The following is a 26,150-nucleotide window of genomic DNA, read 5'->3' on the forward strand; positions in this document are numbered from 1 at the left end:
CGCGCCTAGGAGGCGCCGAACAGCGCAGGGAACGTCGCGTACGCCCACGGGTAGCCGACGAACACGGCGACGTCGATGAGCGTGTGCGCGACGATGAGCGGCACGAGCCGCCCGGTGCGGGCATAGAGCCAGCCGAAGAGCACGCCCATCGCGACGTTGCCGACCATCCCCGGCACGCCCTGGTACAGGTGGTAGACGCCGCGGAGGGCCGCGGCGGCGAGGATGATCGGCCACGTGCCCCAGCCGAGCCGCCGCAGCCGCTCGAAGAGGTAGCCGACGACGATCACCTCCTCGGTGAGGCCGGCCCGCAGCGCCGAGAGCAGCAGCACCGGCACCGTGAACCAGTGCGCGTCGAGCGGCGACGGCACCACCGCGACGGTCAGGCCCATCGCGCGGCCCGCGAAGTACAGCGCGAGGCCCGGCACGCCGATGACGAGCACGAGCGCGGTGCCCCACGCGGTGTCGCGGATCGGGCGGGCGCCGTCGATGCCCAGGGCGCCGAGGTGCGGCCTGCGCATGCGCCACAACAGCCAGCACACGAGCGCCACCGGCACGACGTCGAGCGCGATGCCGGTCAGCTGGTACGCGAGGTCGAGCCAGGCGCGGTCCGAGCGCGACGGGTTGAGCGCCACCTGCTGCTCGCCGATGGGCCGGTCGCGGGTCGAGACGTCGATGAACTGGAGCACCGACCACAGCGCGCTCGCGCCGAGCGAGAGCAGCAGCACGATGCCGAGCTCCCACCAGAGCCGTCGGCTGCTGGGCGGCGCCTGGCGGTCGGGGTCCACGGGCGTCCGGAGGGCCTCGGAGTCGGTCACGGCATCAGCGTACGGCCGCGCGCCATGCGCACCCGATGCGCTCCTCAGGGGCGATCTGTTGCGTCCGCGCAAGGCCCAGCGCACCGGATCACGGTTCGGCACCGACTTGGTAACGATCTGGTTGCCTGGCCGCGCGCGCTCGCGCGGCGCCCATACAGTGGCACTCATCCGGAGCACTGCGGCCCCTCGGTCGCGCGCTCACCTTGCACAGGAGGAACATTGACGAACACGAACAGGTGGCGCGGCCGCGCGCTCGCCGGTGTCGCCGTCGCCGCCGGAGCCGCGCTCGCGCTCGCGGGCTGCACCACGACCCCGGCGCCCAGCGAGTCGGAGGGCGGCGACGCCACGACCGGCGGCACGATCAGCATCGCGCAGACCAACGCCGCGACCGCGCTGAACTCGGGCACGCCGGACACCAACCTCAACACGAACGGCATGGTCGACTACCTCATGGGCGCGGGCACCGGTCCCGGTTCGTTCATGTACGTCGACAACGAGTTCAACATCGTCCCCGACGAGACGAACGGCACGATGGAGCTCATCAGCGACGACCCGCTGACGGTCCAGTACACGCTGAACCCCGACGCGGTGTGGTCCGACGGCACCGAGATGACGACGACCGACCTCCTGCTGTCGTGGGCGATCGGCTCGGGCTACTACGACGACGCCACCTTCGACCCCGCCACCGGCGAGGTCACCGAGGGCAACGTCTACTTCCAGCTCGCGGGCTCGACCGCCGGTCTCGACACGACCGCGTTCCCCGAGATCGACGAGGAGGCCGGCACGCTCACGCTGACGTACGGCGAGCCCTACGTCGACTGGAACCTCGTCAACCTCATCAACAAGCCGGCGCACGTGTTCGCCGAGGCGGCGGGCTTCGGCTCGGTCGAGGAGCTCGCGACGTTCCTCGAGGAGACGCCCGAGGGCAACCCCGAGAGCCCCGCTGAGCCCAACGAGCAGCTCACGTCGCTCGCCGAGCTCTGGAACACGGGCTACAACATCACCGCGATGCCCGAGGACGAAGGCCTCCTCGTCGGTGCCGGCATGTGGATCCCCAAGGACTTCCAGGCCGACGACGGCGGGTTCATCTCCTTCGGCCTCAACCCGGAGTGGCGCGGCGAGATGACGCCGTCGTTCGACGAGCTCATCATCCGCTTCATCGGCGACCCGAACGCGCAGATCTCGGCCCTCCAGAACGGCGAGGTCGACGTCATCGAGCCGCAGCCCTCGGCTGACACCGTGGCTGCCATCGACGGCTTCGGCGGCACGCTCATCGAGGGCGCGCAGCTCTCGTACGACCACCTCGACCTCACGTTCAACTCCGAGGTCTTCTCCGACCCGGCCGTCCGCGAGGCCTTCCTGCTGACCATCCCGCGCCAGCAGATCCTCGAGGCGATCGTCACGCCGGTCCAGGAGGACGCCGAGGTGCTGAACTCGCAGCAGTTCGTCTCGAACCAGCCGCAGTACGCGGACGCGGTCGCGGCCAACGGCTACAGCGACTTCGCCGAGCCCGACATCGAGCGCGCCACCGAGCTGCTCGCCGGCGCCACGCCGACGGTCCGGATCCTCTACAACACGGAGAACCCGAACCGCGTCGACGCCTTCCAGCTGATCCAGGCCAGCGCGCAGCAGGCCGGCTTCGTGGTCGAGGACGCCGGCTCGCCCGACTGGTCGAGCCTGCTCGGCAGCGGCGACTACGACGCGTCGATCTTCGGCTGGATCTCGCCCGGTGTCGGCTACGCCTCGCTCCCGCAGATCTGGCAGACGAACGGCGGCGGCAACTACAACGGCTACTCGAACGCCGAGGTGGACGCCCTGGCCGACGAGTCGCAGGTCACGATCGACGACGAGGAGCGCCTCACGGAGATCCAGATCGAGATCGACCGCCTGTCGCGCGAGGACTTCTACGGCCTCCCGCTCTTCCAGACCCCCGGTCTCGTCGCCACCAACGGCACGGTCGAGGGCGTCGTCTACAACGGCGGCCAGACGGGCGCCATCTGGAACACCTGGGAGTGGACGCTCGCCGGCGAGTGAGCCGACGCGCTGATTACCCGATAGTGTTCTGACCCGGCCGTGCCTGCCGGGACCCCGGTCCCGGCAGGCACGGCCAACCCGTGCTCGACACGATCGCGCGAGACCCGCGCGATCTCCGATCGAACGGAGCGCACAGACCCGTGCTCAGCTTTGTCGTGAGGCGAATCATCGCCTCGATCCTGACCCTCGTGGTCGCGTCGTTCATCATGTACGTGCTGACGGCGAACTCGGGCAACCCGCTGCAGGACCTCCTCGCGTCGAACGCCCCCAACGCCCAGCAGCTCATCGGCCAGCGCACCGAGCGACTCTCGCTCGACGTGCCGCCGCCGCTGCGCTGGTTCCAGTGGGCCGCAGGCGCCGCGGGCTGCCTCGTGCCCTTCGCGTCGTGCGACCTCGGCGTGAACCTGAACTTCACCCCCGTGACCGCCCTGCTGCCGGGCGCCGTGGCCTCGACGGTGAGGCTCGTCGCCGCGTCGACGATCCTCGCGATCCTCCTCGGCGTCATCACCGGCATCGTGTCGGCCCTGCGCCAGTACTCGGCGTTCGACCTCGGCATGACGTTCTTCAGCTTCTTCCTCTACTCGCTGCCGTCGTTCCTCGCCGCCGTGCTCCTCAAGGAGTTCATCGCGATCGACTTCAACAACTGGCTGTCGGGAGCGGACTCGAGCTTCGGCCTCGTGCCGACGATCGTCATCACCCTCGTCGTGGCCTTCTTCCTGCAGGCGATCGTGGCCGGTTCGATGAAGAACCGCCTCATCACCTTCGGCGTCTCCGCCGCGGCGACGCTCGGCGTGCTGCTGTACATGGACGCGACCAACTGGTTCCAGAGCCCCGGGCTCGGACCGGTGGGCCTGCTCATCCTCATCGCCGGCGTCGCGTTCGTCGCCGTCGTGCTGGTCACCGGGCTCGGCAACCGTCGGGCGCTGCTCGCGGCGGGCATCACCGGCGCGATCGCGTACGCGGCGTACTTCGCGCTGCAGGGCCTGTTCGACATCTCGACGATCTGGACGATCGCGATCCTCGGCCTCGCGACGGCCGTCGTGTCGTTCGCGGTCGGATGGGTGCTGGGCGGCAACGACCGCAGCCAGGTCATCCGGGTCGCGATGATCACGGGCATCGTCTCGGGCCTGCTCGTCGTCGCCGACCGCTACCTGCAGGCGTGGTCGACGTACATCGCGAGCCCGCGCATCAACAACCGCCCGATCGCGACGGTCGGCGAGCAGACCGTGGGGCTCACGGGCGACATGTGGGTCATGGGCCTCGACACGTTCACCCACTTCCTGCTGCCGACGATCGCGCTGACGCTCATCTCGTTCGCCGGCTACACGCGGTACGCGCGCGCCGGCCTCCTCGAGGTGCTCAACCAGGACTACATCCGCACGGCGCGCGCGAAGGGCCTGTCGGAGCGCACGGTCGTCATGCGCCACGCGTTCCGCAACATGCTCATCCCGATCACCACGATCGTCGCCGCCGACATCGGCGCCCTCCTCGGCGGTGCCATCATCACCGAGCGCGTCTTCGCGATCAGCGGCATGGGCTCGCTCTTCGCGGTCTCCCTCGACCGCGTCGACCTCAACCCGATCATGGGGTACTTCCTCGTCATCGCGGTGACGGCGATCCTGTTCAACTTCATCGCAGACCTGAGCTACGCGCTCCTCGACCCGAGAGTGAGGGTCAAGTGACGACGACCGCACCCACCGACGACCAGCGCGCCGGGGAGAGCCAGGGACGGCTGATCCTCAAGCGCTTCTCGCGCAACGGCATCGCCATGGTGTCGCTCGCGCTGCTGCTGCTGCTGTTCGTGTTCTCCGTCAGCGCCATCGGGCTCGGCCCGATCCCCGGCTGGTGGAAGCACGACTACGTGACGCCGCTCCCGCCCGCAGAGGGCGGGCGCCCCACCCTGTCGCTCATCCCCGAGTGGCTCGGCGGCGCCGGCATCATGCTCGGCGAGCACCCGTTCGGGCAGAACCGCATCGGCGTGGACTACTTCGCGCAGACCATGCGGGGCGTCCAGAACTCGTTCCTCGTCATCGTCCTGCTCGCGGGCGTCGCGACCGTCCTCGGCACCGTCGTCGGCGCGATCGCCGGCTACTACCGCGGCTGGGTCGACGCGGTCCTCATGCGCATCACCGACGTGTTCATCGTGATCCCGGCGATCGTCATCGGCGCGGTCGTGGGCCGCATGACCGGCGGCCTCGGCGTGCAGTGGCTCGCGATCACCCTCGGGCTCGTGGCCTGGATGGGCATCGCGCGACTGGTGCGCGCGGAGTTCCTGTCGCTGCGCGAGCGCGAGTTCGTGGAGGCTGCCCGCGTGGCCGGCGCGAGCGACATGCGCATCATCTTCAAGCACATCCTGCCGAACGCGGTGGGCGTGGTCATCGTGGCCGCGTCGCTCATCGCCGCGGCCGCGATCCTGCTCGAGACGGGCCTGAGCTTCCTCGGCTACGGCATCCGCGCCCCCGAGTCGTCGCTCGGCCTGCTCGTCTCGCAGAACCAGTCGGCGTTCGCGACGCGTCCGTGGCTGTTCTGGTTCCCGGCCGCGTTCATCGTGATCCCGGCGCTGCTCATCAACTTCGTGGGCGACGGCCTGCGCGACGCGTTCGACCCGCGTCAGCGCCGGTTCTCCCGTCGTCGCACGAAGGAGATGCCGCAGGCCGAGGCACTGCCGGCGGTGCCGGCGGAGCAGAAGTCGTGATGCGCTCAGACGAGCAGCGGCACGACCGACGCGAGCAGCGGACCCAGCACCAGGAGCCCGATGCGCGGCCAGCGCACCGCGACGGTCACGGTCGCGGCCTCAGCATCGCCGTCGGTGCCGTGCGCGGCCCAGCGCTCGCGCACGAGCGCCGCGGCGTCGCCCGATTCGGTGCCGCGCAGGTCGCCGACCGGCACGCCGACGTCGAGCGGGCTCTCGGGGTCGCGGTCGTCGCGCTGGCGCCGGGCCGCGCGGCGCGCGAGGAGCGCGCCGGCCTGCGGGGCGCACCAGACCGGCCAGCGACGGCCGGGGGTGTGGAGCGTCAGCGAGAGCTTCGTGCTCACGTGGATGAGCGCCTCCCAGGGCACGTCGACGCTGCGGAAGGGGTTGCGCACCTGCACGCCCTCGCCGCCGACGCGCATGGACGGCGCCCACAGCAGCATGTGGATGGCGTAGGCCAGCCAGGCGACGAGGATCAGGGCGGCCACGGCGCCGCGCGACTCCGAGCTCAGCGCGATCGACGCGCCCAGCGCCGCGGTCAGCACCCAGCACGAGATGGCGAGGCCCCGGTTCACGCGGGAGTGGACGGTCACGGGAGCTTCGTTCGACACCAGGTCATCGTCGCAGGCGCCACGGCGCGCGACGCATCCGACACCCCGCTCCAGGAGGCGGCATGACTTCGCACGACACCCTCGAGCCGGTGCTCGAGATCACGGACCTCGACGTCGACTTCGCGGTCGAGGGCTACTGGACGCCGGCCGCCAAGCAGGTCTCGTACCGCATCGGCAAGGGCGAGGTCGTCGCCGTGGTGGGCGAGTCGGGCTCGGGCAAGAGCGTCTCGTCGATGGCCATCCTCGACCTGCTGCCGAAGACGGCACGGGTGCAGGGCTCGATCAAGCTCGCGGGCGACGAGCTCACGTCGCTCTCGGGCGCGCAGATGCGCGAGGTGCGGGGCAACCGGGTCTCGGCGATCTTCCAGGAGCCGATGACCGCGCTGAACCCCGTGCTGACGGTGGGGTTCCAGATCGTCGAGGCGCTCGGCATCCACCGATCGTTGTCGCCGTCCGCGGCCGCCGAGCGCGCGCTCGAGATGCTGCGGCTGGTGGAGCTCCCCGACCCCGAGAAGGCGTTCAAGTCGTACCCGCACCAGCTCTCGGGCGGCCAGCGGCAGCGCGCGATGATCGCCATGGCGCTCGCGCTCGATCCCGAGCTGCTCATCGCCGACGAGCCGACGACGGCGCTCGACGTGACGGTGCAGGCCGAGATCCTCGAGCTGATGCGCGACCTGAAGGACCGGCTCGGCTCGGCCGTGCTGCTCATCACCCACGACATGGGCGTCGTCGCCGACCTCGCCGACTGGGTCGTCGTGATGGAGCAGGGCCGCATCGTCGAGCAGGGCCCGGTGCGCGAGATCTTCGCCGCGCCGACCCAGCCCTACACGCAGATGCTCCTCGCGTCCGTGCCGCGCCTCGGCGAGGGCGACGGCTCCGAGATCGACCTCACGGCGTCGCTGGCGCTCAGCGTGCACGAGCGCGTCGACGACGAAGAGCTCGCGCGCCGGATCGAGGCGAACGAGCGTGCGGCCGCGGAGGCCGCGCGCAAGGCCGAGGCCGCATCCGGGGCGCCCGTGCTCGTGCTCGACGACGTCGCGATCGAGTACGGCCGCAAGGGCAAGCTCGGCGCGTTCCGCGCCGTCGACGGCGTCTCGCTCGAGATCCGGCGCGGCGAGGTGCTCGGCCTCGTGGGCGAGTCGGGCTCCGGCAAGTCGACGATCGGTCGCGCGGCGATCGGCCTGCAGCCGATCGCCGAGGGCCGCCTGGAGGTGGCGGGCATCGACATCTCGTCGATCGACCGCAAGATCGCCCGCAGCCTCAACCGCAAGGTCGGCATCGTCTTCCAGGACCCGTCGTCGTCGCTGAACCCCCGCCTGCCGATCGGCGAGTCGATCGGCGAGCCGATGCTGCTTGCGAAGGTCGCGCGCGGCCGCGACCTCGAGCGCCGGGTCGAGGAGCTCCTCGACTCCGTGCGCCTACCGCGCGCCTACCGCAACCGCTACCCGCACGAGCTCTCGGGCGGTCAGAAGCAGCGCGTCGGCATCGCTCGCGCGCTCTCGATGCAGCCCGACCTGCTCGTCGCCGACGAGCCGACGAGCGCGCTCGACGTCTCCGTGCAGGCGACGGTGCTCGAGCTGCTCCAGGGCCTGCAGCGCGAGCACGGCTTCGCGTGCCTGTTCATCAGCCACGACCTCGCGGTCGTCGACATCATGTCCGACCGCATCGCGGTGATGCACCACGGCAAGATCGTCGAGCAGGGCTCGCGCGACGCGATCCTGCGCGCGCCGAAGGAGCCGTACACGCAGCGCCTCATCGCGGCGATCCCCGTCCCCGACCCCGACAAGCAGCGCGCCCGGCGCGAGCTGCGGCACGAGGTGCTCGCGCGGACGGCACAGGAGTCCGACGAGGGCGAGGTGCCCGTGGTCGGCGACCCGAAGGCGATCGCCGACGCGCGTCAGAGCGACCACGCGATCGACGAGCAGCGGGGCGTCTGACCGACGCCCGGGGCCGCGCACCGTCGAGGTGCGCGGCCCTTCGCGTGCGCGGACCGGCACCGCGATCGAAGCGCAGCGCTATTGAGGATTCCTTGGGCCCTTGCTCGGTTCCAGCGAAGGATGGGCCCACCATCCCGACGGAAGGAAGCACCATGAAGTCCCTTCGCAGTGCAGCGCTCGTCGTCCTCGCAGCAGCGGCGATGGTCTTCGGCGTCGCGACGCCCGCCCATGCCGGCACCATCCCCGTCCGTCGGTTCGTGTGCTCGCCGGGGTCGCTGCCCCAGGTCACCTTCCAAGTGGGAGCGAACTGGCTGGGGATCGTGGACATCGGGCTGTACGGAGGCACGACCGCGTACACCGGAGCGCGCAACTACCTCTACTCGTTCCGATCCGCCGGAACCTTCCGTCACACCGCTGCAGCCTCGAACTACTGGATGGCCGCGCACGGCGCCGGCGACATCCGGGTGACCGGCGTGCGCTGCATCCGGGCGGTCTGACGCGCTCCTGGTCTTCGGACGCGGCCGCGCACCGTCGAGGTGCGCGGCCCTTCGCGTGCGCGGGCGACGGCGCGGTGTCCGAGCGCCGCTAGGATGGGCCGCGCGGCCCTCGCCGCATCTCCCACCTCCTTGGAAGGCCCCGCCATGCCGATCGCACAGCGATCCGACCTCCGCAACGTGGCGATCGTCGCCCACGTCGACCACGGCAAGACGACGCTCGTCGACGCGATGCTCACCCAGACCGGCTCCTTCGGCGCCCATGACACGCACGACGAGCGCGCCATGGACTCCAACGAGCTGGAGCGCGAGAAGGGCATCACGATCCTCGCCAAGAACACGGCGATCCGCTACACCGGCGCGCACGCGACGGAGGGCCCGGTGACGATCAACGTCATCGACACCCCCGGCCACGCGGACTTCGGCGGCGAGGTCGAGCGCGGCCTCTCGATGGTCGACGGCGTCGTGCTGCTCGTCGACGCCTCGGAGGGTCCGCTGCCGCAGACGCGCTTCGTGCTCCGCAAGGCGCTCGAGGCGAAGCTGCCCGTGATCCTGCTCGTCAACAAGACCGACCGCCACGACGCGCGCATCGACGCCGTCGTGGGCGAGAGCCAGGACCTGCTCCTCGGCCTCGCGTCGGACCTCGCCGACGACGTGCCCGACCTCGACCTCGACGCGGTGCTCGACGTGCCCGTCGTGTACGCCTCGGGCAAGGCCGGCCGCGCCTCGACGACGCGTCCCGAGGACGGCTCGCTGCCCGACAGCGACGACCTCGAGCCGCTCTTCGGTGCGATCCTCGAGCACATCCCCGCCCCGTCATACGAGGACGACGCGCCGCTCCAGGCGCACGTCACGAACCTCGACGCGTCGCCGTTCCTCGGCCGCCTCGCGCTGCTGCGCGTCAAGGCGGGCACGCTGAAGAAGGGCCAGACGGTCGCCTGGGTGCGCCACGACGGCGAGGTGCAGAACGTCCGCATCACCGAGCTGCTCGAGACGAAGGCGCTCGACCGCGTCCCCGCCGAGAGCGCGGGCCCCGGCGACATCGTCGCCGTCGCCGGCATCGCCGACATCACCATCGGCGAGACGCTCGCCGACCCCGACGACGTGCGGCCGCTGCCGGCCATCACGGTCGACGAGCCGGCGATCTCGATGACGATCGGCACGAACACGTCGCCGCTCGCCGGCAAGGTCAAGGGCTCGAAGCTCACGGCCCGCATGGTGAAGGACCGCCTCGACCGCGAGCTCATCGGCAACGTGTCGCTCCGCGTCGTGGACGTGGGCCGTCCTGACGCGTGGGAGGTGCAGGGCCGCGGCGAGCTCGCGCTCGCCATCCTCGTCGAGCAGATGCGCCGCGAGGGCTTCGAGCTCACGGTCGGCAAGCCGCAGGTCGTCACGCGCCGCATCGACGGCACGCTGCACGAGCCGTTCGAGCACCTGACGATCGACGTGCCCGAGGAGCACCTCGGTGCCGTGACGCAGCTGCTCGCGGGCCGCAAGGGCATCATGGACGGGATGACGAACCACGGCACCGGCTGGGTGCGCATGGAGTTCGTCGTCCCCTCGCGCGGCCTCATCGGCTTCCGCACCGAGTTCATGACGATCACGCGCGGCACCGGCATCGCGAACGCGATCGCGCACGGCTGGCAGCCGTGGGCCGGAGCGATCGTGACGCGCAACAACGGCGCGCTCGTGGCCGACCGCCAGGGCGCGGCGACGCCGAACGCGATCATGGCGCTCCAGGAGCGCGGCGTGTTCTTCATCAAGCCTGGCGACGACGTCTACGAGGGCATGGTCGTGGGCGAGAACTCGCGCGCCGACGACATGGACGTCAACATCACCAAGGAGAAGAAGCTCAACAACATCCGGTCGTCGACCGGTGAGGAGCTCGAGCGCCTGACGCCCCCGAAGCTGCTCTCGCTCGAGGAGTGCCTCGAGTGGGCGCGCGACGACGAGTGCGTCGAGGTCACGCCGACGGCCGTGCGCATCCGCAAGGTCAACCTCGACCAGACGACGCGCGCCCGTGAGGCGTCGCGCCTGAAGAAGCAGGGCTGACCCGACTCCTGGACCCGTTCCTGCGTCCGGGACCCGCAACTGCGGGTCCACGGCGCAGGATCGGGTCCATCGTCGTCTCCGGGCGCGGGCGGGGCGCGCGTGCAGGGACGGGGCGTGGAGAGTGGGAGGATGGTGGGCGATGGACCATCGGCTCGAGCGCGTGCTCTTCGTGCACGCCCACCCCGACGACGAGACGCTCTCGACCGGCGCCGCGATCGCCGCGGTCGCCGCCGACGGCGGCGACGCCGTCGTCGTCACGTGCACGCTGGGGGAGCGCGGCGAGGTGCGGCCCGAGCGGCAGACCGACGTCGACGAGGTCGGCGTCGGCGAGGTGCGCCGCGCCGAGCTCGACCAGGCGCTGCGCGCGCTCGGCGCCCGCGGCCGCCGCGTGCACGGCTTCGTCGACTCCGGCATGCAGTGGCTCGCCGACGGCACCGCCGGCGCCGCGCCCGACTCGCCCGAGACCGCCATGGCGAAGGCCGACGTCGACGACCTCGCCGACGCGCTCGGCGTGATCGTCGAGGAGGTCGACCCGACCGCGATCGTCACCTACGACGCCGACGGCGGCTACGGGCACCCCGACCACGTCGCCGTGCACCGCGCCTCCGTGCTCGTCGCCCGCCGCTACGACCTGCCGCTCTACGTGCGCACCCGCGCCCGCGCCGACGTCGCCTTCCCGCTCGAGCCCGTGCGCGAGCGCGTGCTCGCGGCGCTCGCCGCCCACCGCTCGCAGCTCGAGGTGCGCGGCGACGAGGTGCTGCACGTCGGCGGGCAGACGCAGCGGCTCGCCGAGGTCGAGCACTACCGGCTCATCGAGCCGCGGCCCGCCCGCCCGGCCCGCTGGACGCTCCGCATCGGCGCGGGGCTCGCGGGCGCCGTGGTCGGCGTCATCGGCACGTTCTCCCACCAGCAGCTGCCGTGGGGCCTCGCGCTCTCGCTGCTCGCCGCGGTCGGCCTCATCGGCGGCATCCGCGCCGCGACGGGCTCCCGCGCGCTCACGATCGGCGCCGTCCTCGGCCTCGTCGGCGTGGTCGCGCTCGTCGCGATCGACCCGCTCGGCCGCGGCGCCTTCGGCACCGAGCGCGCCCTCGTCCCGGCGAACCTCGCGGGCTGGCTGTGGACGCTCGTGCCGACGCTCGTGTCGCTCGTGGCGCTGGCGTGGCCGGACGCCGCATCCATGCGGCGGATTAGGATGGCTGCGGACGGTGGGACGACGACCGGCAGGGAAGGGGATAGGCCATGACCTACGTGATCGCGCTCCCGTGCGTCGACGTCAAGGACCGCGCCTGCGTCGACGAGTGCCCCGTCGACTGCATCTACGAGGGCGAGCGGATGCTCTACATCCACCCGGACGAGTGCGTCGACTGCGGCGCCTGCGAGCCGGTGTGTCCCGTCGAGGCGATCTTCTACGAGGACGACACGCCGGAGGAGTGGGCCGAGTACTACGAGGCCAACGTGCACTTCTTCGACGAGATCGGCTCGCCCGGCGGCGCCGCCAAGGTCGGCGTCATCAAGCACGACCACCCGATCGTCGCCGCGCTGCCGCCGCAGGGCGAGTGATGGCGGCCGCAGGCCGCCTCGCGCTGCCCGAGTTCCCCTGGGACACGCTCGCCGCCGCGAAGGCGCGCGCCGCATCCCACCCCGACGGCCTCGTCGACCTCAGCGTCGGCTCGCCCGTCGACCCGACGCCCGCCCTGCTGCAGCAGGCGCTGCGCGAGGCGACCGACGCCCACGGCTACCCGACGAACCACGGCACGCCGGAGGTCCGGCGCGCGATCGTCGAGTGGTTCGAGCGCGTGCGCGGCGTGCCCGGCCTCACCGACGACCACGTGCTCGTCACGGTCGGCTCGAAGGAGCTCGTGGCCGGCCTGCCGCTGCAGCTGGGCCTCGGGCCCGGCGACGTCGTGGTGCACCCGAGCGTCGCGTACCCGACCTACGACATCGGCGCCCGCATGGCCGGCGCGACGCCCGTGCGCGCCGACGACCCCGACGCCTGGCCCGAGGGCACGAGGCTGGTGTGGGTGAACTCGCCGTCGAACCCCACGGGCGAGGTGCTCGGCATCGCGGCCCTGCGCCGCATCGTCGCCGCCGCCCGGGAGCGGGGGATCGTCGTCGCGAGCGACGAGTGCTACGCGCTCCTGCCGTGGGAGGTGGAGGAGGCGCCCTCGGTCCTCGACCCGCGCGTCACCGACGGCGACCGCTCCGGGCTCGTCGCCGTCTACTCGCTCTCGAAGCAGTCGAACCTCGCCGGCTACCGCGCCGCCTTCGTCGCGGGCTGCCGCACCGTCGTGCAGCAGGTGCTCGGCGTGCGCAAGCACCTCGGCCTCATGGCGCCGAGCCCCGTGCAGCACGCGCTCGCCGTCGCGCTCGGCGACGACGCCCACGTGGCCGAGCAGCGCGAGCGCTACCGCGCCCGCCGCGCGCAGCTGCTGCCGGCGCTGCGCGAGCGCGGCCTGGACGTCGCCTCCGACGCGGGCCTCTACCTGTGGGCGACCGACGGCCGCGACGCCATGGCGCAGGTCGACGACCTCGCGGGCCTCGGCATCCTCGTCGCGCCCGGCTCCTTCTACGGCGACCCGCGCCGCATCCGGGTGGCGCTCACCGCCTCCGACGCAGACATCGCCCGGGCCGCGGCGCGCCTCACCGCCTGACCGGCCGAGCCGTGGCATGGGCGTGTCGGCCGACCCCCTCGCGCGTCGGTAGGCTGTCCTGGTGACGACCGAGGACACCCAGGCCCCTGCCCGCATCGTGACCCTCGAGCACCCCGGCGGCCGGTCCGAGCTGCAGGTGCTGGAGGCGGCCGACGGCCGCTCCGCGATCGACGTGTCGAAGCTGACGCGCGAGACCGGCCTCACGACCCTCGACTACGGCTTCGTGAACACCTCGAGCACCCGCAGCGCGATCACCTACATCGACGGCGACGAGGGCATCCTGCGCTACCGCGGCTACCCGATCGAGGAGCTCGCCGAGCAGAAGACGTTCCTCGACGTCGCGCACCTGCTCATCCACGGCGAGCTGCCGACAGAGGACGGGCTCGCCGCGTTCGACCAGAGCATCCGCCGTCACACGCTCCTGCACGAGGACCTGCGCCGCTTCTTCGACGCCCTGCCGCGCGACGCGCACCCGATGAGCGCCCTCTCGAGCGCCGTCAGCGCACTCTCGACCTACTACGAGGATGACCACGACCCGCGCGACCCCGACAAGGTCGACAAGCAGACCATCCGCCTGCTCGCGAAGATGCCGGTCATCGCCGCCTACGCGCACAAGAAGTCGATCGGGCAGGCCTTCCTCTACCCCGACAACTCGCTCTCGTTCGTCGAGAACTACCTCAAGCTGAACTTCGGCATCCAGGCCGAGGAGTACATCCAGAACCCGACGATGGTGCGGGCGCTCGAGCGGCTCCTCATCCTCCACGCCGACCACGAGCAGAACGCGTCGACCTCGACCGTCCGGCTCGTCGGCTCGACCGAGGCCAACCTCTTCGCCTCGGTCTCGGCCGGCATCCACGCGCTCTCGGGCCCGCTGCACGGCGGCGCCAACGAGGCCGTGCTCACGATGCTCCGCAGCATCCGCGACTCCGGCGAGGGCGTGCAGCGCTTCGTCGAGCGCGTGAAGGCCAAGGAGCAGGGCGTGAAGCTCATGGGCTTCGGGCACCGCGTGTACAAGAACTACGACCCGCGCGCGAAGCTCGTGAAGACCTCCGCCGACGAGGTGCTCGAGGCGCTCGGCGTGCGCGACCCGCTGCTCGACATCGCCAAGGAGCTCGAGCAGGTCGCCCTCGAGGACGACTACTTCAAGGAGCGCAAGCTCTACCCGAACGTCGACTTCTACACCGGCGTCATCTACAAGGCGATGGGCTTCCCCGAGCGGATGTTCACCGTCCTGTTCGCGATCGGCCGCCTGCCCGGCTGGATCGCGCACTGGCGCGAGATGATGCTCGACCCGCAGACGAAGATCGGCCGCCCCCAGCAGCTGTACGTCGGCCCCACCGAGCGCCACATCTGACCCGGCGCGCCTCACGGCGCGCCCGCACGCCGCCGCGCGCGGCGCACACGCCGCCCGCGCGGCGCCCCATCGGATCCATCCCGTCCACCGGAGGACATCCCATGACCAGCACCGCGCAGTCGCGCGCCCGCGGCACCCTCGACCGCTTCTTCAAGATCTCCGAGCGCGGATCGTCCGTGTCGCAGGAGGTCCGCGGCGGCCTCGTCACCTTCTTCGCGATGGCGTACATCATCGTGCTGAACCCGCTCATCATCGGCGGCTTCTCGGCCGACCAGGCGGCCGTCGACGTCGAGGGCGGCTGGCTGCCCAACCACCAGGTGGCGGCGGTCACGGCGCTCGTCGGCGGCGTCATGACGCTGCTCATGGGCCTCATCGCGAACGTGCCGTTCGGGCTCGCGGCGGGCCTCGGGATCAACTCGTTCCTGGCGTTCGGCCTCATCGGCGAGATCACCTGGCCGGAGGCGATGGGCCTCGTCGTCATCAACGGCATCATCATCGTCGTGCTCGGCCTCACGGGCCTGCGGCGCATGATCTTCGACGCCGTCCCGGCGCCGCTGAAGAGCGCCATCACGGTCGGCATCGGCCTGTTCATCGCGTTCATCGGCTTCGTCGACGCGGGCTTCGTGCGCACCACGGGCAACGCCTCGCCGCCCGTGCAGCTCGGCGAGGGCGGCTCGATCACGTCGCTGCCGACCGTCGTCTTCCTCATCGGGCTCGCGCTCATGGGCATCCTGCTCGCGCGCCGCGTCAAGGGCGCGCTGCTCATCGGCATCGTCGGCACCACGATCATCGCCATCGTGCTCGAGGCGATCTTCCGCGTCGGCCCGTCGCTCGGGCAGGACCCGAACGCGTGGAACCTCAACCCGCCCGCGCTGCCCACCTCGGTCTTCTCGCTGCCCGACCTCTCGCTCATGGGCCAGGTCTCGCTCACCGGCTCGTTCGAGCGGATCGGCCTGCTCGCGACGACGATGTTCATCTTCACGCTCGTGTTCATGAACTTCTTCGACGCGATCGGCTCGATGACGGGCCTCGCCCGCCAGGCGGGCATCGCGACCCCCGACGGCCAGTTCCCTGGCCTGAAGCGCGCGCTCGTCGTCGAGGGCGTCGGCGCCGTCGCGGGCGGCGGCGCGAGCGCCTCGTCGAACACGGTCTTCATCGACTCCGCCGCGGGCATCGGCGACGGCGCCCGCACGGGCCTCGCCTCGGTCGTGACGGGCCTGCTGTTCCTCGCGGCGATGTTCCTGACCCCGCTCACCTCGGTCGTGCCGCTCGAGGTCGCCGCGGCGACGCTCGTCGTGGTCGGCGCGCTCATGATGGCGCAGATCGCCGACATCGACTTCTCGGACTTCCGGGTGGCGCTGCCGGCGTTCCTCACGATCGTCGTCATGCCGCTGACGTACAACATCGCGAACGGCATCGGCGTCGGCTTCATCGCCTGGGTGCTCGTGAACTCCGTCTCGGGGCGCGCGAAGCAGGTCTCGCCGCTGCTGTGGATCGTCGCGGCGCTGTTCGTGGTGTTCTTCGCGCGCGGCCCGATCGAGGCGCTGCTCGCCTAGGCGAGCGGGGCCGGTCAGTCCTCGCGCGAGACCGCGGCGAGGAGCTCCGGCCAGCGCCGATCGACCTGGCGACCGCCGACGACGACGCCGCCCCAGACGGCGAGGCCGCCGAGCACGAGCCCGGCCGCGAGGCCGAGCCAGCCGAGCCACGGCAGCCACAGCGCGCCGACGGCCGCCGCGATCACCGGGCCGCCGAGCACGGCGCCGCCAGCGCCCATGACGAGCAGGCCGAGCAGGGCCTGCCCGCCGCCCGAGGAGCCGCGCCCGAACGGGCTCGACTCGGGGCCGGGCGCCTGGCCCGGCAGCCAGGGGGAGATGGCGGTGCCGATGCCGGCGACCACCATCGAGACGCCGAGCGTGGCGCCGATCGTTCCGGGCAGCAGCTCCGGCCGGCCGGCGACGAGCGCGCAGACGACGCACGCGACGAGCAGCAGCGGCACGGCGACGGCGCCGATCGCGAGCAGGCGGCCCGCGCGGTCGTGGGTGCCGCGGACGCCGGTGAGCACGTGCAGCGCCACCGCGTCCTTGTCGTAGGCGGTGTCGAGCTGCACCATCGTGGTCACCACGAGGATCGCGAGCAGGGGCGCGAACGCGAGCGCGGCGCTCGCGCCGCCGCCGCCCGCGAGGCCCGCGCCGAGCACGATGAGCGGCAGCAGGGCGCAGCCCACGACGTTGACGATGTGGCGCGGGTCGCGGAGGCGGTAGCGGATGCCGCGCGCGGCGATCGCGCCGACCGGGGTCGCGGGGAGCAACCGGTCGATGAGGGTGCCCGTGCGCACCGCGCCGCCGCCGCTCGCGACGACCGGTGCCGTGAGCCGCGCCGAGAACGAGCGCGCCCACGCCCACCACAGCACCGCGGCGGTCGCGAGCGCGATCGCCAGCTGCGCAACGGCCACGAGCGGCCGGCCCTCGGCGACGGCGTGCGCGACGCCCCAGGCCGCGCCGAGCGGCGTCCAGGCGGCCACCTCGGCGGCGGCGCCGATCGCCTCGGCGGGGCTGCCGAGCGCGCTGAGCGCGGCGACGGCCGCCTGCAGCAGCAGGCCGGAGCCGATGATGAGGAGGGTGGCGAGCACGAGCAGCAGGTCGCGCGTGCTGCGGCGCGCGAGCTGGCGGCCGAGCACGCCGGCGACCGCGCGGCCGGCGAGCACGCACGTGACGAGCACGAGCGGCGTCGTGAGCGCGGCGGCGACCAGCGCCCCGCCATCGACGCTCCAGCCGACGAGGCCGAGCCCGAGGGCGAGCAGCGTCGCGACGCCGCCGATGCCGAGCGCGCCCGCGAGCAGCACGGCCGGCAGCAGCCGCGCCGGGCGCACGGGCAGCAGCGCGAAGAGCTCGGGCGCGAGCCCGTCCTCGCCCGCGACGAGCGTCGATCCGACGGCCCAGCCGAGCACGAGCGCGGCGGCGAGCAGCACGAGCGCGTCGGGCGCGAGCCCGGGCACCCCGATCCGCAGCGTCGCGATGCCGGCGCCGAGCATCCCGAGCACCGAGAGCGCGCCGATGCCGGTGAGCACGAGCGTCACGATCGCCCAGGGGCTGCGCGTGAGCGTGCGGCCGAGCTGCCGCAGGCGCAGGCCTACGACGAGCGCAGCCACGACAGCGATCCCTCCCCGAGCGCGTGCGTGCCGACGAGCGCGAGGAAGCGCTCCTGCAGGCTCGAGCCCGCCCGCACCTCGTCGAGGGCGCCGTCGGCGAGCAGGCGGCCCTCGGCGATGACCGCGACGCGGTCGCAGAGCGACTCGACGAGCTCCATGACGTGGCTCGAGAGCACGACCGTGCCGCCGCTGCCGACGAAGCCGCGGAGGATCTGGCGGATCGTCTCGCCCGAGACCGGGTCGACGGCCTCGAAGGGCTCGTCGAGCACGAGCAGGCGCGGGGCGTGGATGAGCGCGCAGGCGAGGCCGATCTTCTTGCGCATGCCCGCCGAGTAGTCGACGACGAGCGTCGAGCCGGCGCCGGCGAGTCCGAGCGCCTCGAGCAGCTCGCCCGCGCGCTCGCGCACGAGCGGCTCCGGCATGCCGCGGAGCAGCCCCGTGTAGCGGAGCAGCTCCGAGCCCGAGAGCCGGTCGAACATCCGCACGCCGTCGGGCAGCACGCCCATGCGCGCCTTCGCCGCCGCCGGATCCGCCCACACGTCGGCGCCGAGCACCCACGCGGAGCCGGCGTCGGGACGCAGGAGGCCCGTCGCCATCGACAGCGTCGTCGTCTTGCCGGCGCCGTTGGGGCCGAGGAGGCCCAGCATGCTGCCGGCGGGGACGTCGAGGCTCAGGCCGTCGACGGCCGCCTTCGGGCCGAATCGCTTGGTGAGGCCGCGCAGGGCCAGGACGGTGTCGGACATGCGTCCATCCTCGCCGAGCGCACCTGCGAGCGCCTCCGTCGAGGGGCGGAATCCGACCGGAGGATGACGGCGCCGGCCGGCATCGCGGCGGGCGCCCCTAGTGGAGGATCGCGTTGAGCTCGACGCCGCGGCCGTCGCGCGCGATCGCCTCGACGGCGCCCGTGAGCGAGTTGCGGCGGAAGAGCAGGGCCGAGCTACCCGAGAGCTCCACGGCCTTGACGGCCGTGCCGTCCGGCAGCTGCACCTTCGTGCCGGCCGTGACGTAGAGCCCCGCCTCGACCACGCAGTCGTCCCCGAGCGAGATGCCGAGGCCCGCGTTCGCGCCGAGCAGCACCCGCTCGCCGACCCGCACGCGCTGGGTGCCGCCGCCCGACAGCGTGCCCATGATCGAGGCGCCGCCGCCGATGTCGGAGCCGTCGCCCACGACGACGCCCGCCGAGATGCGGCCCTCCACCATCGACGTGCCGAGCGTGCCGGCGTTGAAGTTCACGAAGCCCTCGTGCATGACGACGGTGCCGGGCGCGAGGTGCGCGCCGAGCCGCACGCGCGAGGCGTCGCCGATGCGGACGCCGTCGGGCACGACGAAGTCGGTCATGCGCGGGAAGCGGTCGACGAGCTGCACCTGCAGGCCCGCGCGCTGCAGCCGCGCGCGGTGCGCGGTGGCCCAGTCGGGGTCGACGGCGCCGCCGTTCGTCCACGCGACGATCGGCAGCAGGCCGAAGACGCCGTCGAGGCTCAGCTCGTTCGGCCGCACGAGGCGGTGGCTGAGCAGGTGCAGGCGCAGGTACGCGTCCTCGGTCGAGGCGGGCGCCGCATCCAGGTCGATCGCCACGTGGCGGTGCTCGAGCTCGACGCCCCGCTCGGGCACGGGGCCCGCGAGCCCGTCGAGGTCGCCGCCGCCGATGACGGCCGCGTCGCCGGCGGCCTCCCCGAGCGCCGGCGCGGGGAACCAGGCGTCGAGCACCCGGCCCTCGAAGACGGTGACGAGCGCATGTCCGTGTGCGGGGCGAGCCATGCTCCGAGTCTAGGCTGGGGGCCATGGCCACCCCCGCCCTCGACCTCGCCGCGAGCAGCCCCGACCTCACCCGCGCGCTGTGCGACATCGACTCCGTCTCGGGCAACGAGGCGCCGCTCGCCGACGCGATCGAGGCGGCCGTGCGGGCGCTGCCGCACCTGGCCGTCGACCGCATCGGCGACACCGTCGTCGCGCGCACGCAGCTCGGCCGCGACCGCCGCGTCGTGCTCGCGGGCCACATCGACACCGTGCCGATCAACGGCAACGTGCCCACGCGCAACCTCGACGTCGACGGCGAGGCGCACATCTGGGGCCGCGGCACGGTCGACATGAAGGCGGGCGTCGCGGTGCAGCTGAAGCTCGCCGCCGAGCTCGCCGAGCCCGTCGTCGACCTCACCTGGATCTGGTACGACCACGAGGAGGTGGGGGAGGAGCAGAACGGCCTCCGCCGCCTCGCCGAGGAGCGCCCCGACCTCATGGCCGGCGACTTCGCCATCCTCGGCGAGCCGTCGAACGGCGCGATCGAGGGCGGCTGCAACGGCACGATCCGCTTCGAGGTGCGCACGCGGGGCGTGCGCGCCCACTCGGCCCGCGCGTGGGTGGGCCACAACGCCATCCACGACGCGGCGCAGGTGCTCGGCGTGCTGCAGGCGTACCGGCCCCGGACGATCGCCGTCGAGGGGCTCGACTACCGCGAGGGCCTCAACGCGGTGCTGATCTCCGGCGGCGTCGCGACGAACGTCATCCCCGACGAGTGCGTCGTGCACGTCAACTACCGCTTCGCGCCCTCCCGCACGCTCGACGAGGCGATCGCCCACGTCACCGAGCTCTTCGAGGGCTTCGACGTGCGGGTCGTCGACGCGGCGCCCGGCGCGCGGCCCGGCCTCGACGCGCCGCTCGCGAAGGAGTTCATCGACGCCGTGGGCCTCGTGCCGCAGCCGAAGTACGGCTGGACCGACGTCGCCCGATTCTGGGGCCTCGGCATCCCGGCCGTGAACTTCGGGCCAGGCGACCCCTCGAAGGCGCACGCCGACGACGAGTCGGTGCCCGTCGCGCAGATCGAGGCGGCCGAGGCGAGCCTGCGCACGTGGCTCTCCGGGAGCTGACCCGCCGCCCCGCCCCCGCGGCGGAGCGCTGGTGGCTGTGGCCGCTCGCGCTCTGGATCGTCTCGCGCCTCGTCTCGACGGCGTTCCTCGTCGCCTTCGCCGGCAGGCAGGAGACGAACAGCTGGACGCCGGCGGCGCCCGACCTCCTCGACTACTCGACGATGTGGGATTCCCACTGGTACTTCATCGTCTCCCAGTCCGGCTACCCGAGCGAGCCGCCGCTCGACGACGACGGGCACGTCGACGAGAACGCGTGGGCGTTCATGCCCGTGTACCCGCTGCTCGCGCGCGCCCTCATGCTCACGGGGCTGCCGTGGGAGGGGGCGGCGCTGCTCGTCTCGCTCGCCACCTCCGCGGCGTTCGCCGTCGTCGCCTACCGACTCTTCCAGGAGATCGCGCCCGGCCGCGAGCGGTTCGCGCTCGCGATCGTGCTGCTCTCGCCCACGGCGCCCGTGCTGCAGCTCGGCTACGCGGAGCCGCTGTTCCTGCTGCTGCTCGCCGCGGTCCTGCTCGCCTGGCGGCTGCGCCGCTTCGAGTGGCTGTGGGTGCTCATCCCCGTCATGTCGCTCACGCGGCCGGGCGGCCTCGCGCTCGCGCTCGCGCTCGGGCTGTGGTTCCTGTGGCGCTGGTGGCGCGAGCGCGACGGCTTCGACGCGGCCGAGCGGCTGGGGCTCGTGCGGCTGGGGCTGTGGAGCGCGCTGTGGGGCTTCGCCTGGCTGCTCGCCTGCACGGTCGTCACCGGCAGCCTCGACACGTACCTCGAGACCGAGCTCTCGTGGCGGTCCGCCTACATCGGGCGCCAGGAGCTCGTGCCGTTCACGCCGTGGGCGATCGGGCTCGAGTGGTGGTTCGGCCCCTGGTGGCCGCTGTGGCTCGCCGGCATCGTCGCGGCGGCGGTCGCGCTGCTCGTCGGGCCGTGGGCGCGGGACGTCGCGCTCGAGGCGCGGCTGTGGACGATCGCCTACCTCGTCTACCTCGCGGCGGTCTGGTTCCCGCAGTCGTCGACCTGGCGGCTCCTCATGCCGATCTTCCCCGCGGCCGTCATCGTCGCGGCCCTCCGGCCCGCCTGGGCGAGGGCCGCCGTGCTGGGTGCCTCGATCGTGCTGCAGCCGGTGTGGATCTGGTTCTGCTGGCACGTGAACGCGCCAGACTGGACGGTGCCCTGACCGGCATCCTCCCCGGCGCGGCGCGCCGTCGAGGCCCCACCTATCAGCGGGACATGAGATAATGGCGACACTCTGATCCGAAGGGGGAGCCGCATGGCCGCCATGAAACCACGCACCGGGGATGGGCCGCTCGAGGCGGTCAAGGAGGGTCGCCTGATCGTCGTGCGCGTCCCGCTTGAGGGCGGCGGACGCCTCGTCGTCTCCGTCAACGACGAGGAGGCGGCGGCGCTGCACAAGGCGCTCGGCGGGGTCGTCGTCAGCGCCTGACGCTCGAGCCCGACCCGACCGGTCGCAGCGAGGGGGTCGATCCAGATGGATCGACCCCCTCGCTCGTGCCCGGCGTGCGCCGGGCAGCGTCGGGCGGGATCAGGCCGGGTCGGGCCTGCGGACGATCTGCAGGAGGCCGTCGCCGACGGGCGAGACGGCGGCCTGGACGGCGTCGCTCGCGGAGAGCGCGCGGAGCAGGTCGCGGAGGTCGCCGACGGCGTCGTCGCGCTGGGCGGGGTCGGCGACGCGGCCGCCGAGCAGCGCGTGCGCCACGAGCACCGAGCCGCCGACGCGCACGAGCGAGAGCGCGTGCTCGACGTACTCGAGGACGCCCGCGGGGTCGGCGTCGATGAGGACGACGTCGTAGCTGCCCTCGTTCATGCGCGGGAGCACGTCGCGGGCGCGGCCCGTGATGAGCCGGGCGCGGGTGACGGGGATGCCCGCCTTCGCGAACGCGGCGCGCGCGTGCTGCTGGTGGTCGAGCTCGGTGTCGATCGACGTGAGCGTGGCCTGCGGGGCGCCGCGCAGCAGCCAGAGGCCGCTGACCCCGGCGCCGGTGCCGACCTCGAGGATCGCCTGCGCCTGCGTGGCGGCGGCGATCGCGGCCAGCTGCGCGCCCACCGAGGGTGCGACGGCGGCGATGCCGAGCTCGTGGGAGGCGTCGCGCGCGCCGGTGAGGACCTCGTCCTCGGCGGCGAGCTCGTCCAGGTACTTGGCGATGAGCGATGTGGTCACGGTTCCTCCGGCCTCGAGCGTACCGACGCGCCCCTCCGCTCCCGCCGCGGCTCGCCGCGCGCCTCGACTACCCTGGAGGCGTGTCCTTCGCCGGCATCACCCTCGACAAGCTCCTGCTCATCGCAGTGCTCGCCGCGCTGCTCCTGGGCCCGGAGCGCCTGCCCGCGCTCGCGGAGAAGCTGGGGGCGCTCGTGCGGGGCCTGCGCGACATGGCGACGGGCGCGAAGGACCGCATGCGCGAGGAGATGGGCCCGGAGTTCGACGAGGTCGACTGGCGCAAGCTCGACCCGCGGCAGTACGACCCGCGCCGCATCGTGATGCAGGCGCTGCAGGACGACCCGGCGCCGAAGCCCGACTTCGCGGCCGCGGCCGCCGCGTCCTCGGTCGCGACCGTCTCGTCGCTGCCGAAGCGGCACGACGGCCCGATGCGCTTCGACGACGAGGCCACCTGATCGGCGCAACGACCTGCGCGGCTAGGCGAGGCTGATCGGCAGGCTGCGGCCGGCGATGGGCCGCGAGCCGCGCAGCGACGCCGCGAGGCCTGCGATCGCGACGGCGGCGGGATCCGTCGGCTCGCCCGACACGACGGGCGCACCGGCGTCGCCGCCCTCGCGGAGGGCCACCGAGAGCGGGATGCGCGCGAGCAGCGGCACCCCGAGGCGGCGCGCGGCCTCCTCGCCGCCGCCCGCGCCGAAGAGCTCGAGCACCGTGCCGTCGGGCTGTGCTAGCCCGGCCATGTTCTCGACCACGCCGAGCACGGTCTGGCCGGTCTGGTCCGCGACCTCCGCGGCGCGCTCGGCGACGTCGGCGGCCGCCCGCTGCGGCGTCGTCACGACGAGCACCTCGGCGTGGGGGAGCAGCTGCCCGAGCGAGATCGCGACGTCGCCCGTGCCGGGCGGCATGTCGATGAGCAGCACGTCGAGGTCGCCCCACCACACGTCGGCGAGGAACTGCTGCAGGGTGCGGTGCAGCATCGGCCCGCGCCACGACACCGAGCGGTTGCCCTCGACGAACATCCCGATCGACACGAGCCGCACGCCGTGCGCCTCGGGCGGCATCATCATGTCGCCCACGCGCGTCGGTCGCGCGTCGGTGCCGAGCAGTGCCGGGATCGAGTAGCCGTGCACGTCGGCGTCGATGACGCCGACCGAGAGGCCGCGCGCGGCGAGCGCCACGGCGAGGTTCGCGGTGACGGTCGACTTGCCGACGCCGCCCTTGCCGCTCGCGACCGCGACGATGCGGGTGAGGGTGCCGGGCCCGAACTGCTGCGGGCGGGAGCCCCGCAGCCGCTCGACGAGCGCCTGGCGCGCGGCCGGATCCATCACCCCGACCTCGACCTCGACCGCCTCGACCCCGGGCACGGCGCCGGCGGCCAGCCGCACGTCGTCCTGGATGCGGTCGGCGGCAGGGCACGCGGCGACCGTCAGCTCGAGGCGGATGCGCGCGACGCCGCCGTCGAGGGTCGCGGAGGGGATCATGTCGAGCTCGACGAGGGGGCGCCGGATCTCGGGGTCGACGACGGTGCCGAGCGCCGCGGCGAGCGCCGGATCGATGCCGGCCGGGCGGGGATCTGAGGCGTCGATCACGCGTCGTCGCGCGCGCGGCGCTCGTCGAGGTCGTCGACGAAGGACCTCAGCTCGGCGCGGATGAACTCGCGCGTCGCCATGTCGCGCATCGCCATGCGCAGCGCCACGACCTCGCGCGCGAGGTACTCGGTGTCGTTGAGGTTGCGCTCGGCGCGCAGCCGGTCCTGCTCGATCTGCACGCGGTCGCGGTCGTCCTGGCGGTTCTGCGCGAGCAGCAGCAGCGGCGCGGCGTACGAGGCCTGGAGGCTCAGCACGAGCGTGAGCAGCGGGAAGCCCTGCGACTGCGGGTCGAACTGCGCCTCGGGCGGCACGAGCGAGTTGTAGGTGAGCCAGAACCCGCAGAAGATCGTCATCCCGATGAGGAAGGCGGGCGTGCCCATCCCTCGGGCGAAGGCCTCGGTGAAGCGGCCGAAGCGGTCCTTGGACTCGGGCAGGCGCAGGCGGCGGCGCGCCTTGGGGCGCGAGAAGCCGTCCTCGCGCTCAGCCACGCTTCGCCTCCTCCTGCGCGCGCCAGTCGGCGGGGAGGACGTGGTCGAGCACGTCGTCGATCGTCACGATGCCCACGAGGCGGCGCGCGGGGTCGACGACGGGCACCGAGACGAGGTTGTACGACGCCATCCGGCGCGTGACCTCGGCGGCGGTGTCGCTCACGAGCACGGGCTCGATCTGCTCGTCGAGCAGCGTGCCGAGCCGCTCGTTCGGCGGGTAGCGGAGCAGCCGCTGGAAGTGCACCATGCCGAGGAAGCGCCCGGTGGGCGCCTCGTACGGCGGCAGGGTGACGCAGACGGCCGCGGCGAGCGCGGGCGCGAACTCGTGCCGGCGCACCATCGCGAGCGCCTCGGCGACGGTGGCGTCGGAGGCGAGGATGATCGGCTCGGTCGTCATGAGGCCGCCCGCGGTGTCGGCGCCGAACGCGAGCAGCATGCGCACGTCCTCCGCCTCCTCGGGGTCCATGAGGGCGAGCAGCGTCTCGCCGCGCTCCGCGGGGAGCTGCGCGATGAGGTCGGCGGCGTCGTCCGGCTCCATCTGGTCGAGCACGTCGGCGGCGCGGTCGTCCTCGAGCGAGTCGAGGATCTCGATCTGCCGGTCCTCGCTCATCTCCTCGAGGATGTCGGCGAGGCGCTCGTCGGGCAGGTCCTCGGCGACCTCCATCATGCGCTGCTGCGGCAGGTCGAGGAGGGCGGAGGCGGCGTCGGCCGCCGCGAGGTCGTCGAGCGAGGCCAGCAGGTGCTCGGTGCCCTGCTCGGCGCCGGGCTCGTGCTGCACGTCGCCCCAGTGCGCGAGGGTCGTGGGGCCCTTGCCGAACGGGCCCGTCTTCGGCTTGCGGAGGAAGAGCTCGTCGACCTCCCACTCGCCGGGGCCGCGCTCTGAGATGGAGAGGTCCTCGAGCGTCGCCGCGGTGCCGTCGCGCAGCGTCACGCCGCGGCCGAGCACCTCGGCGAGCAGCAGCCGCTCGCCGCCGCGCTGGCGGAAGCGGCGGTCGCTCACGGCCGAGGCGATGAGCTGGCCGCCGCCGATGGAGGTGACGCGGCCGATCGAGAGGAAGACGCGGCCCGAGGCGCGCGACTCGACGACGAGCCCGACGACGCGGGGGGAGGCGTCGGCGCGCGGGACGGCGACGACGTCGCGGACCTTGCCGATCCGCTCGCCGGCGGGGTCGAACACCCCGGCGCCCGCGAGGCGCGCGACGAAGACCGTGGCTGCGCTCATGCATCCCAACCTACCGCCGACGCCTTCACGCCAG

At 72.8% G+C, this 26,150-nt stretch carries 24 protein-coding genes; 15 read left to right on the forward strand and 9 right to left on the reverse strand.

Annotated elements, in window-relative coordinates; genetic code table 11:
- Positions 1–5: 5 nt before the first annotated feature.
- Positions 6–815, reverse strand: coding sequence for a CPBP family intramembrane glutamic endopeptidase (locus tag IEW90_RS05160; protein WP_188718119.1), 810 nt, complete (start codon positions 813–815; stop codon positions 6–8).
- 219 nt (positions 816–1,034) lie between these two features.
- Here IEW90_RS05160 and IEW90_RS05165 point away from each other — a divergent pair, with 219 nt between their 5' ends.
- The 3 genes from IEW90_RS05165 (at position 1,035) to IEW90_RS05175 (ending at position 5,544) form a co-directional block, all read left to right on the forward strand.
- Positions 1,035–2,849, forward strand: a complete 1,815-nt coding sequence (locus IEW90_RS05165) for an ABC transporter family substrate-binding protein (protein WP_229679490.1) — start codon at positions 1,035–1,037, stop codon at positions 2,847–2,849.
- 140 nt (positions 2,850–2,989) lie between these two features.
- Positions 2,990–4,531 carry an ABC transporter permease gene (locus IEW90_RS05170; RefSeq protein ID WP_188716730.1) on the forward strand — a complete coding sequence of 514 codons (1,542 nt, stop codon included), beginning with the start codon at positions 2,990–2,992 and terminating at the stop codon, positions 4,529–4,531.
- Positions 4,528–5,544: an ABC transporter permease gene (locus IEW90_RS05175; RefSeq protein ID WP_229679491.1), complete on the forward strand. Its 1,017-nt coding sequence runs from the start codon at positions 4,528–4,530 to the stop codon at positions 5,542–5,544. The genes IEW90_RS05170 and IEW90_RS05175 overlap by 4 nt, the downstream gene beginning before the upstream one ends.
- 5 nt (positions 5,545–5,549) lie before the next feature.
- Here the strand turns inward: IEW90_RS05175 and IEW90_RS05180 are convergent, their stop codons facing one another.
- Positions 5,550–6,134, reverse strand: a complete 585-nt coding sequence (locus tag IEW90_RS05180; protein ID WP_188716731.1) for a PH domain-containing protein — start codon at positions 6,132–6,134, stop codon at positions 5,550–5,552.
- 80 nt (positions 6,135–6,214) lie between these two features.
- Here IEW90_RS05180 and IEW90_RS05185 point away from each other — a divergent pair, with 80 nt between their 5' ends.
- The 8 genes from IEW90_RS05185 (at position 6,215) to IEW90_RS05220 (ending at position 16,196) form a co-directional block, all read left to right on the forward strand.
- The gene (locus IEW90_RS05185; protein ID WP_188716733.1) at positions 6,215–8,089 is read left to right on the forward strand and encodes an ABC transporter ATP-binding protein; all 1,875 of its coding nucleotides are present in this window, start codon (positions 6,215–6,217) and stop codon (positions 8,087–8,089) included.
- A 152-nt stretch (positions 8,090–8,241) separates the two neighbouring features.
- The gene (locus tag IEW90_RS05190; RefSeq protein WP_188716735.1) at positions 8,242–8,586 is read left to right on the forward strand and encodes a hypothetical protein; all 345 of its coding nucleotides are present in this window, start codon (positions 8,242–8,244) and stop codon (positions 8,584–8,586) included.
- Positions 8,587–8,730: 144 nt separating this feature from the next.
- Positions 8,731–10,635 (forward strand): translational GTPase TypA, encoded by a 1,905-nt coding sequence (gene typA / locus IEW90_RS05195; RefSeq protein ID WP_188716737.1) that lies wholly within the window; start codon positions 8,731–8,733, stop codon positions 10,633–10,635.
- Between the two features lie 139 nt (positions 10,636–10,774).
- Positions 10,775–11,878, forward strand: coding sequence for a PIG-L family deacetylase (locus IEW90_RS05200; RefSeq protein ID WP_188716739.1), 1,104 nt, complete (start codon positions 10,775–10,777; stop codon positions 11,876–11,878).
- On the forward strand, positions 11,875–12,195 hold the full coding sequence (gene fdxA / locus IEW90_RS05205; protein WP_188716741.1) for a ferredoxin: 321 nt from the start codon (positions 11,875–11,877) through the stop codon (positions 12,193–12,195). Before IEW90_RS05200 ends, fdxA begins: the two co-directional genes overlap by 4 nt.
- Positions 12,195–13,286 (forward strand): succinyldiaminopimelate transaminase, encoded by a 1,092-nt coding sequence (gene dapC, locus IEW90_RS05210; protein ID WP_188716743.1) that lies wholly within the window; start codon positions 12,195–12,197, stop codon positions 13,284–13,286. The genes fdxA and dapC overlap by 1 nt, the downstream gene beginning before the upstream one ends.
- A gap of 61 nt (positions 13,287–13,347) precedes the next feature.
- Positions 13,348–14,640, forward strand: a complete 1,293-nt coding sequence (locus tag IEW90_RS05215; RefSeq protein WP_229679492.1) for a citrate synthase — start codon at positions 13,348–13,350, stop codon at positions 14,638–14,640.
- A gap of 101 nt (positions 14,641–14,741) precedes the next feature.
- On the forward strand, positions 14,742–16,196 hold the full coding sequence (locus IEW90_RS05220; RefSeq protein ID WP_188716745.1) for an NCS2 family permease: 1,455 nt from the start codon (positions 14,742–14,744) through the stop codon (positions 16,194–16,196).
- A gap of 14 nt (positions 16,197–16,210) precedes the next feature.
- Here the strand turns inward: IEW90_RS05220 and IEW90_RS05225 are convergent, their stop codons facing one another.
- The 3 genes from IEW90_RS05225 to IEW90_RS05235 all read right to left on the reverse strand — a co-directional run bounded on the left by IEW90_RS05225 (position 16,211) and on the right by IEW90_RS05235 (position 19,546).
- Positions 16,211–17,788, reverse strand: coding sequence for a hypothetical protein (locus tag IEW90_RS05225; RefSeq protein ID WP_188716747.1), 1,578 nt, complete (start codon positions 17,786–17,788; stop codon positions 16,211–16,213).
- Positions 17,770–18,531 (reverse strand): ABC transporter ATP-binding protein, encoded by a 762-nt coding sequence (locus IEW90_RS05230; RefSeq protein WP_188716750.1) that lies wholly within the window; start codon positions 18,529–18,531, stop codon positions 17,770–17,772. Before IEW90_RS05230 ends, IEW90_RS05225 begins: the two co-directional genes overlap by 19 nt.
- A 97-nt stretch (positions 18,532–18,628) precedes the next feature.
- On the reverse strand, positions 18,629–19,546 hold the full coding sequence (locus tag IEW90_RS05235) for a DapH/DapD/GlmU-related protein (protein ID WP_188716752.1): 918 nt from the start codon (positions 19,544–19,546) through the stop codon (positions 18,629–18,631).
- Between the two features lie 23 nt (positions 19,547–19,569).
- Between IEW90_RS05235 and dapE the strand changes: the two genes are divergently transcribed.
- From dapE to IEW90_RS05250, 3 genes are all read left to right on the forward strand, one after another.
- Complete coding sequence (gene dapE / locus IEW90_RS05240; protein ID WP_188716754.1) at positions 19,570–20,652, forward strand: succinyl-diaminopimelate desuccinylase; 1,083 nt, start codon at positions 19,570–19,572, stop codon at positions 20,650–20,652.
- On the forward strand, positions 20,634–21,818 hold the full coding sequence (locus IEW90_RS05245) for a putative hexosyltransferase (protein WP_188716756.1): 1,185 nt from the start codon (positions 20,634–20,636) through the stop codon (positions 21,816–21,818). Before dapE ends, IEW90_RS05245 begins: the two co-directional genes overlap by 19 nt.
- 93 nt (positions 21,819–21,911) lie before the next feature.
- Entirely contained in the window at positions 21,912–22,085 is a 174-nt protein-coding gene (locus IEW90_RS05250; RefSeq protein WP_188716758.1) for a DUF3117 domain-containing protein, read from the forward strand.
- Between the two features lie 99 nt (positions 22,086–22,184).
- Here IEW90_RS05250 and IEW90_RS05255 read toward each other — a convergent pair whose 3' ends face one another.
- Positions 22,185–22,820 carry an O-methyltransferase gene (locus tag IEW90_RS05255; RefSeq protein ID WP_188716760.1) on the reverse strand — a complete coding sequence of 212 codons (636 nt, stop codon included), beginning with the start codon at positions 22,818–22,820 and terminating at the stop codon, positions 22,185–22,187.
- A gap of 80 nt (positions 22,821–22,900) precedes the next feature.
- Between IEW90_RS05255 and IEW90_RS05260 the strand changes: the two genes are divergently transcribed.
- Positions 22,901–23,272: a twin-arginine translocase TatA/TatE family subunit gene (locus IEW90_RS05260; RefSeq protein WP_229679493.1), complete on the forward strand. Its 372-nt coding sequence runs from the start codon at positions 22,901–22,903 to the stop codon at positions 23,270–23,272.
- 21 nt (positions 23,273–23,293) lie between these two features.
- Here the strand turns inward: IEW90_RS05260 and IEW90_RS05265 are convergent, their stop codons facing one another.
- The 3 genes from IEW90_RS05265 to IEW90_RS05275 are packed head-to-tail and all read right to left on the reverse strand — an operon-like array spanning position 23,294 to position 26,116.
- Positions 23,294–24,406, reverse strand: coding sequence for an Mrp/NBP35 family ATP-binding protein (locus IEW90_RS05265; protein ID WP_229679494.1), 1,113 nt, complete (start codon positions 24,404–24,406; stop codon positions 23,294–23,296).
- Positions 24,403–24,894, reverse strand: a complete 492-nt coding sequence (locus tag IEW90_RS05270; protein WP_373284717.1) for a DUF1003 domain-containing protein — start codon at positions 24,892–24,894, stop codon at positions 24,403–24,405. Before IEW90_RS05270 ends, IEW90_RS05265 begins: the two co-directional genes overlap by 4 nt.
- Positions 24,887–26,116, reverse strand: coding sequence for a magnesium transporter MgtE N-terminal domain-containing protein (locus tag IEW90_RS05275; protein ID WP_188716764.1), 1,230 nt, complete (start codon positions 26,114–26,116; stop codon positions 24,887–24,889). Before IEW90_RS05275 ends, IEW90_RS05270 begins: the two co-directional genes overlap by 8 nt.
- Positions 26,117–26,150: the final 34 nt, after the last annotated feature.

The sequence above is a fragment of the Agrococcus terreus genome (genome assembly GCF_014645235.1).
Classification (GTDB): domain Bacteria; phylum Actinomycetota; class Actinomycetes; order Actinomycetales; family Microbacteriaceae; genus Agrococcus; species Agrococcus terreus.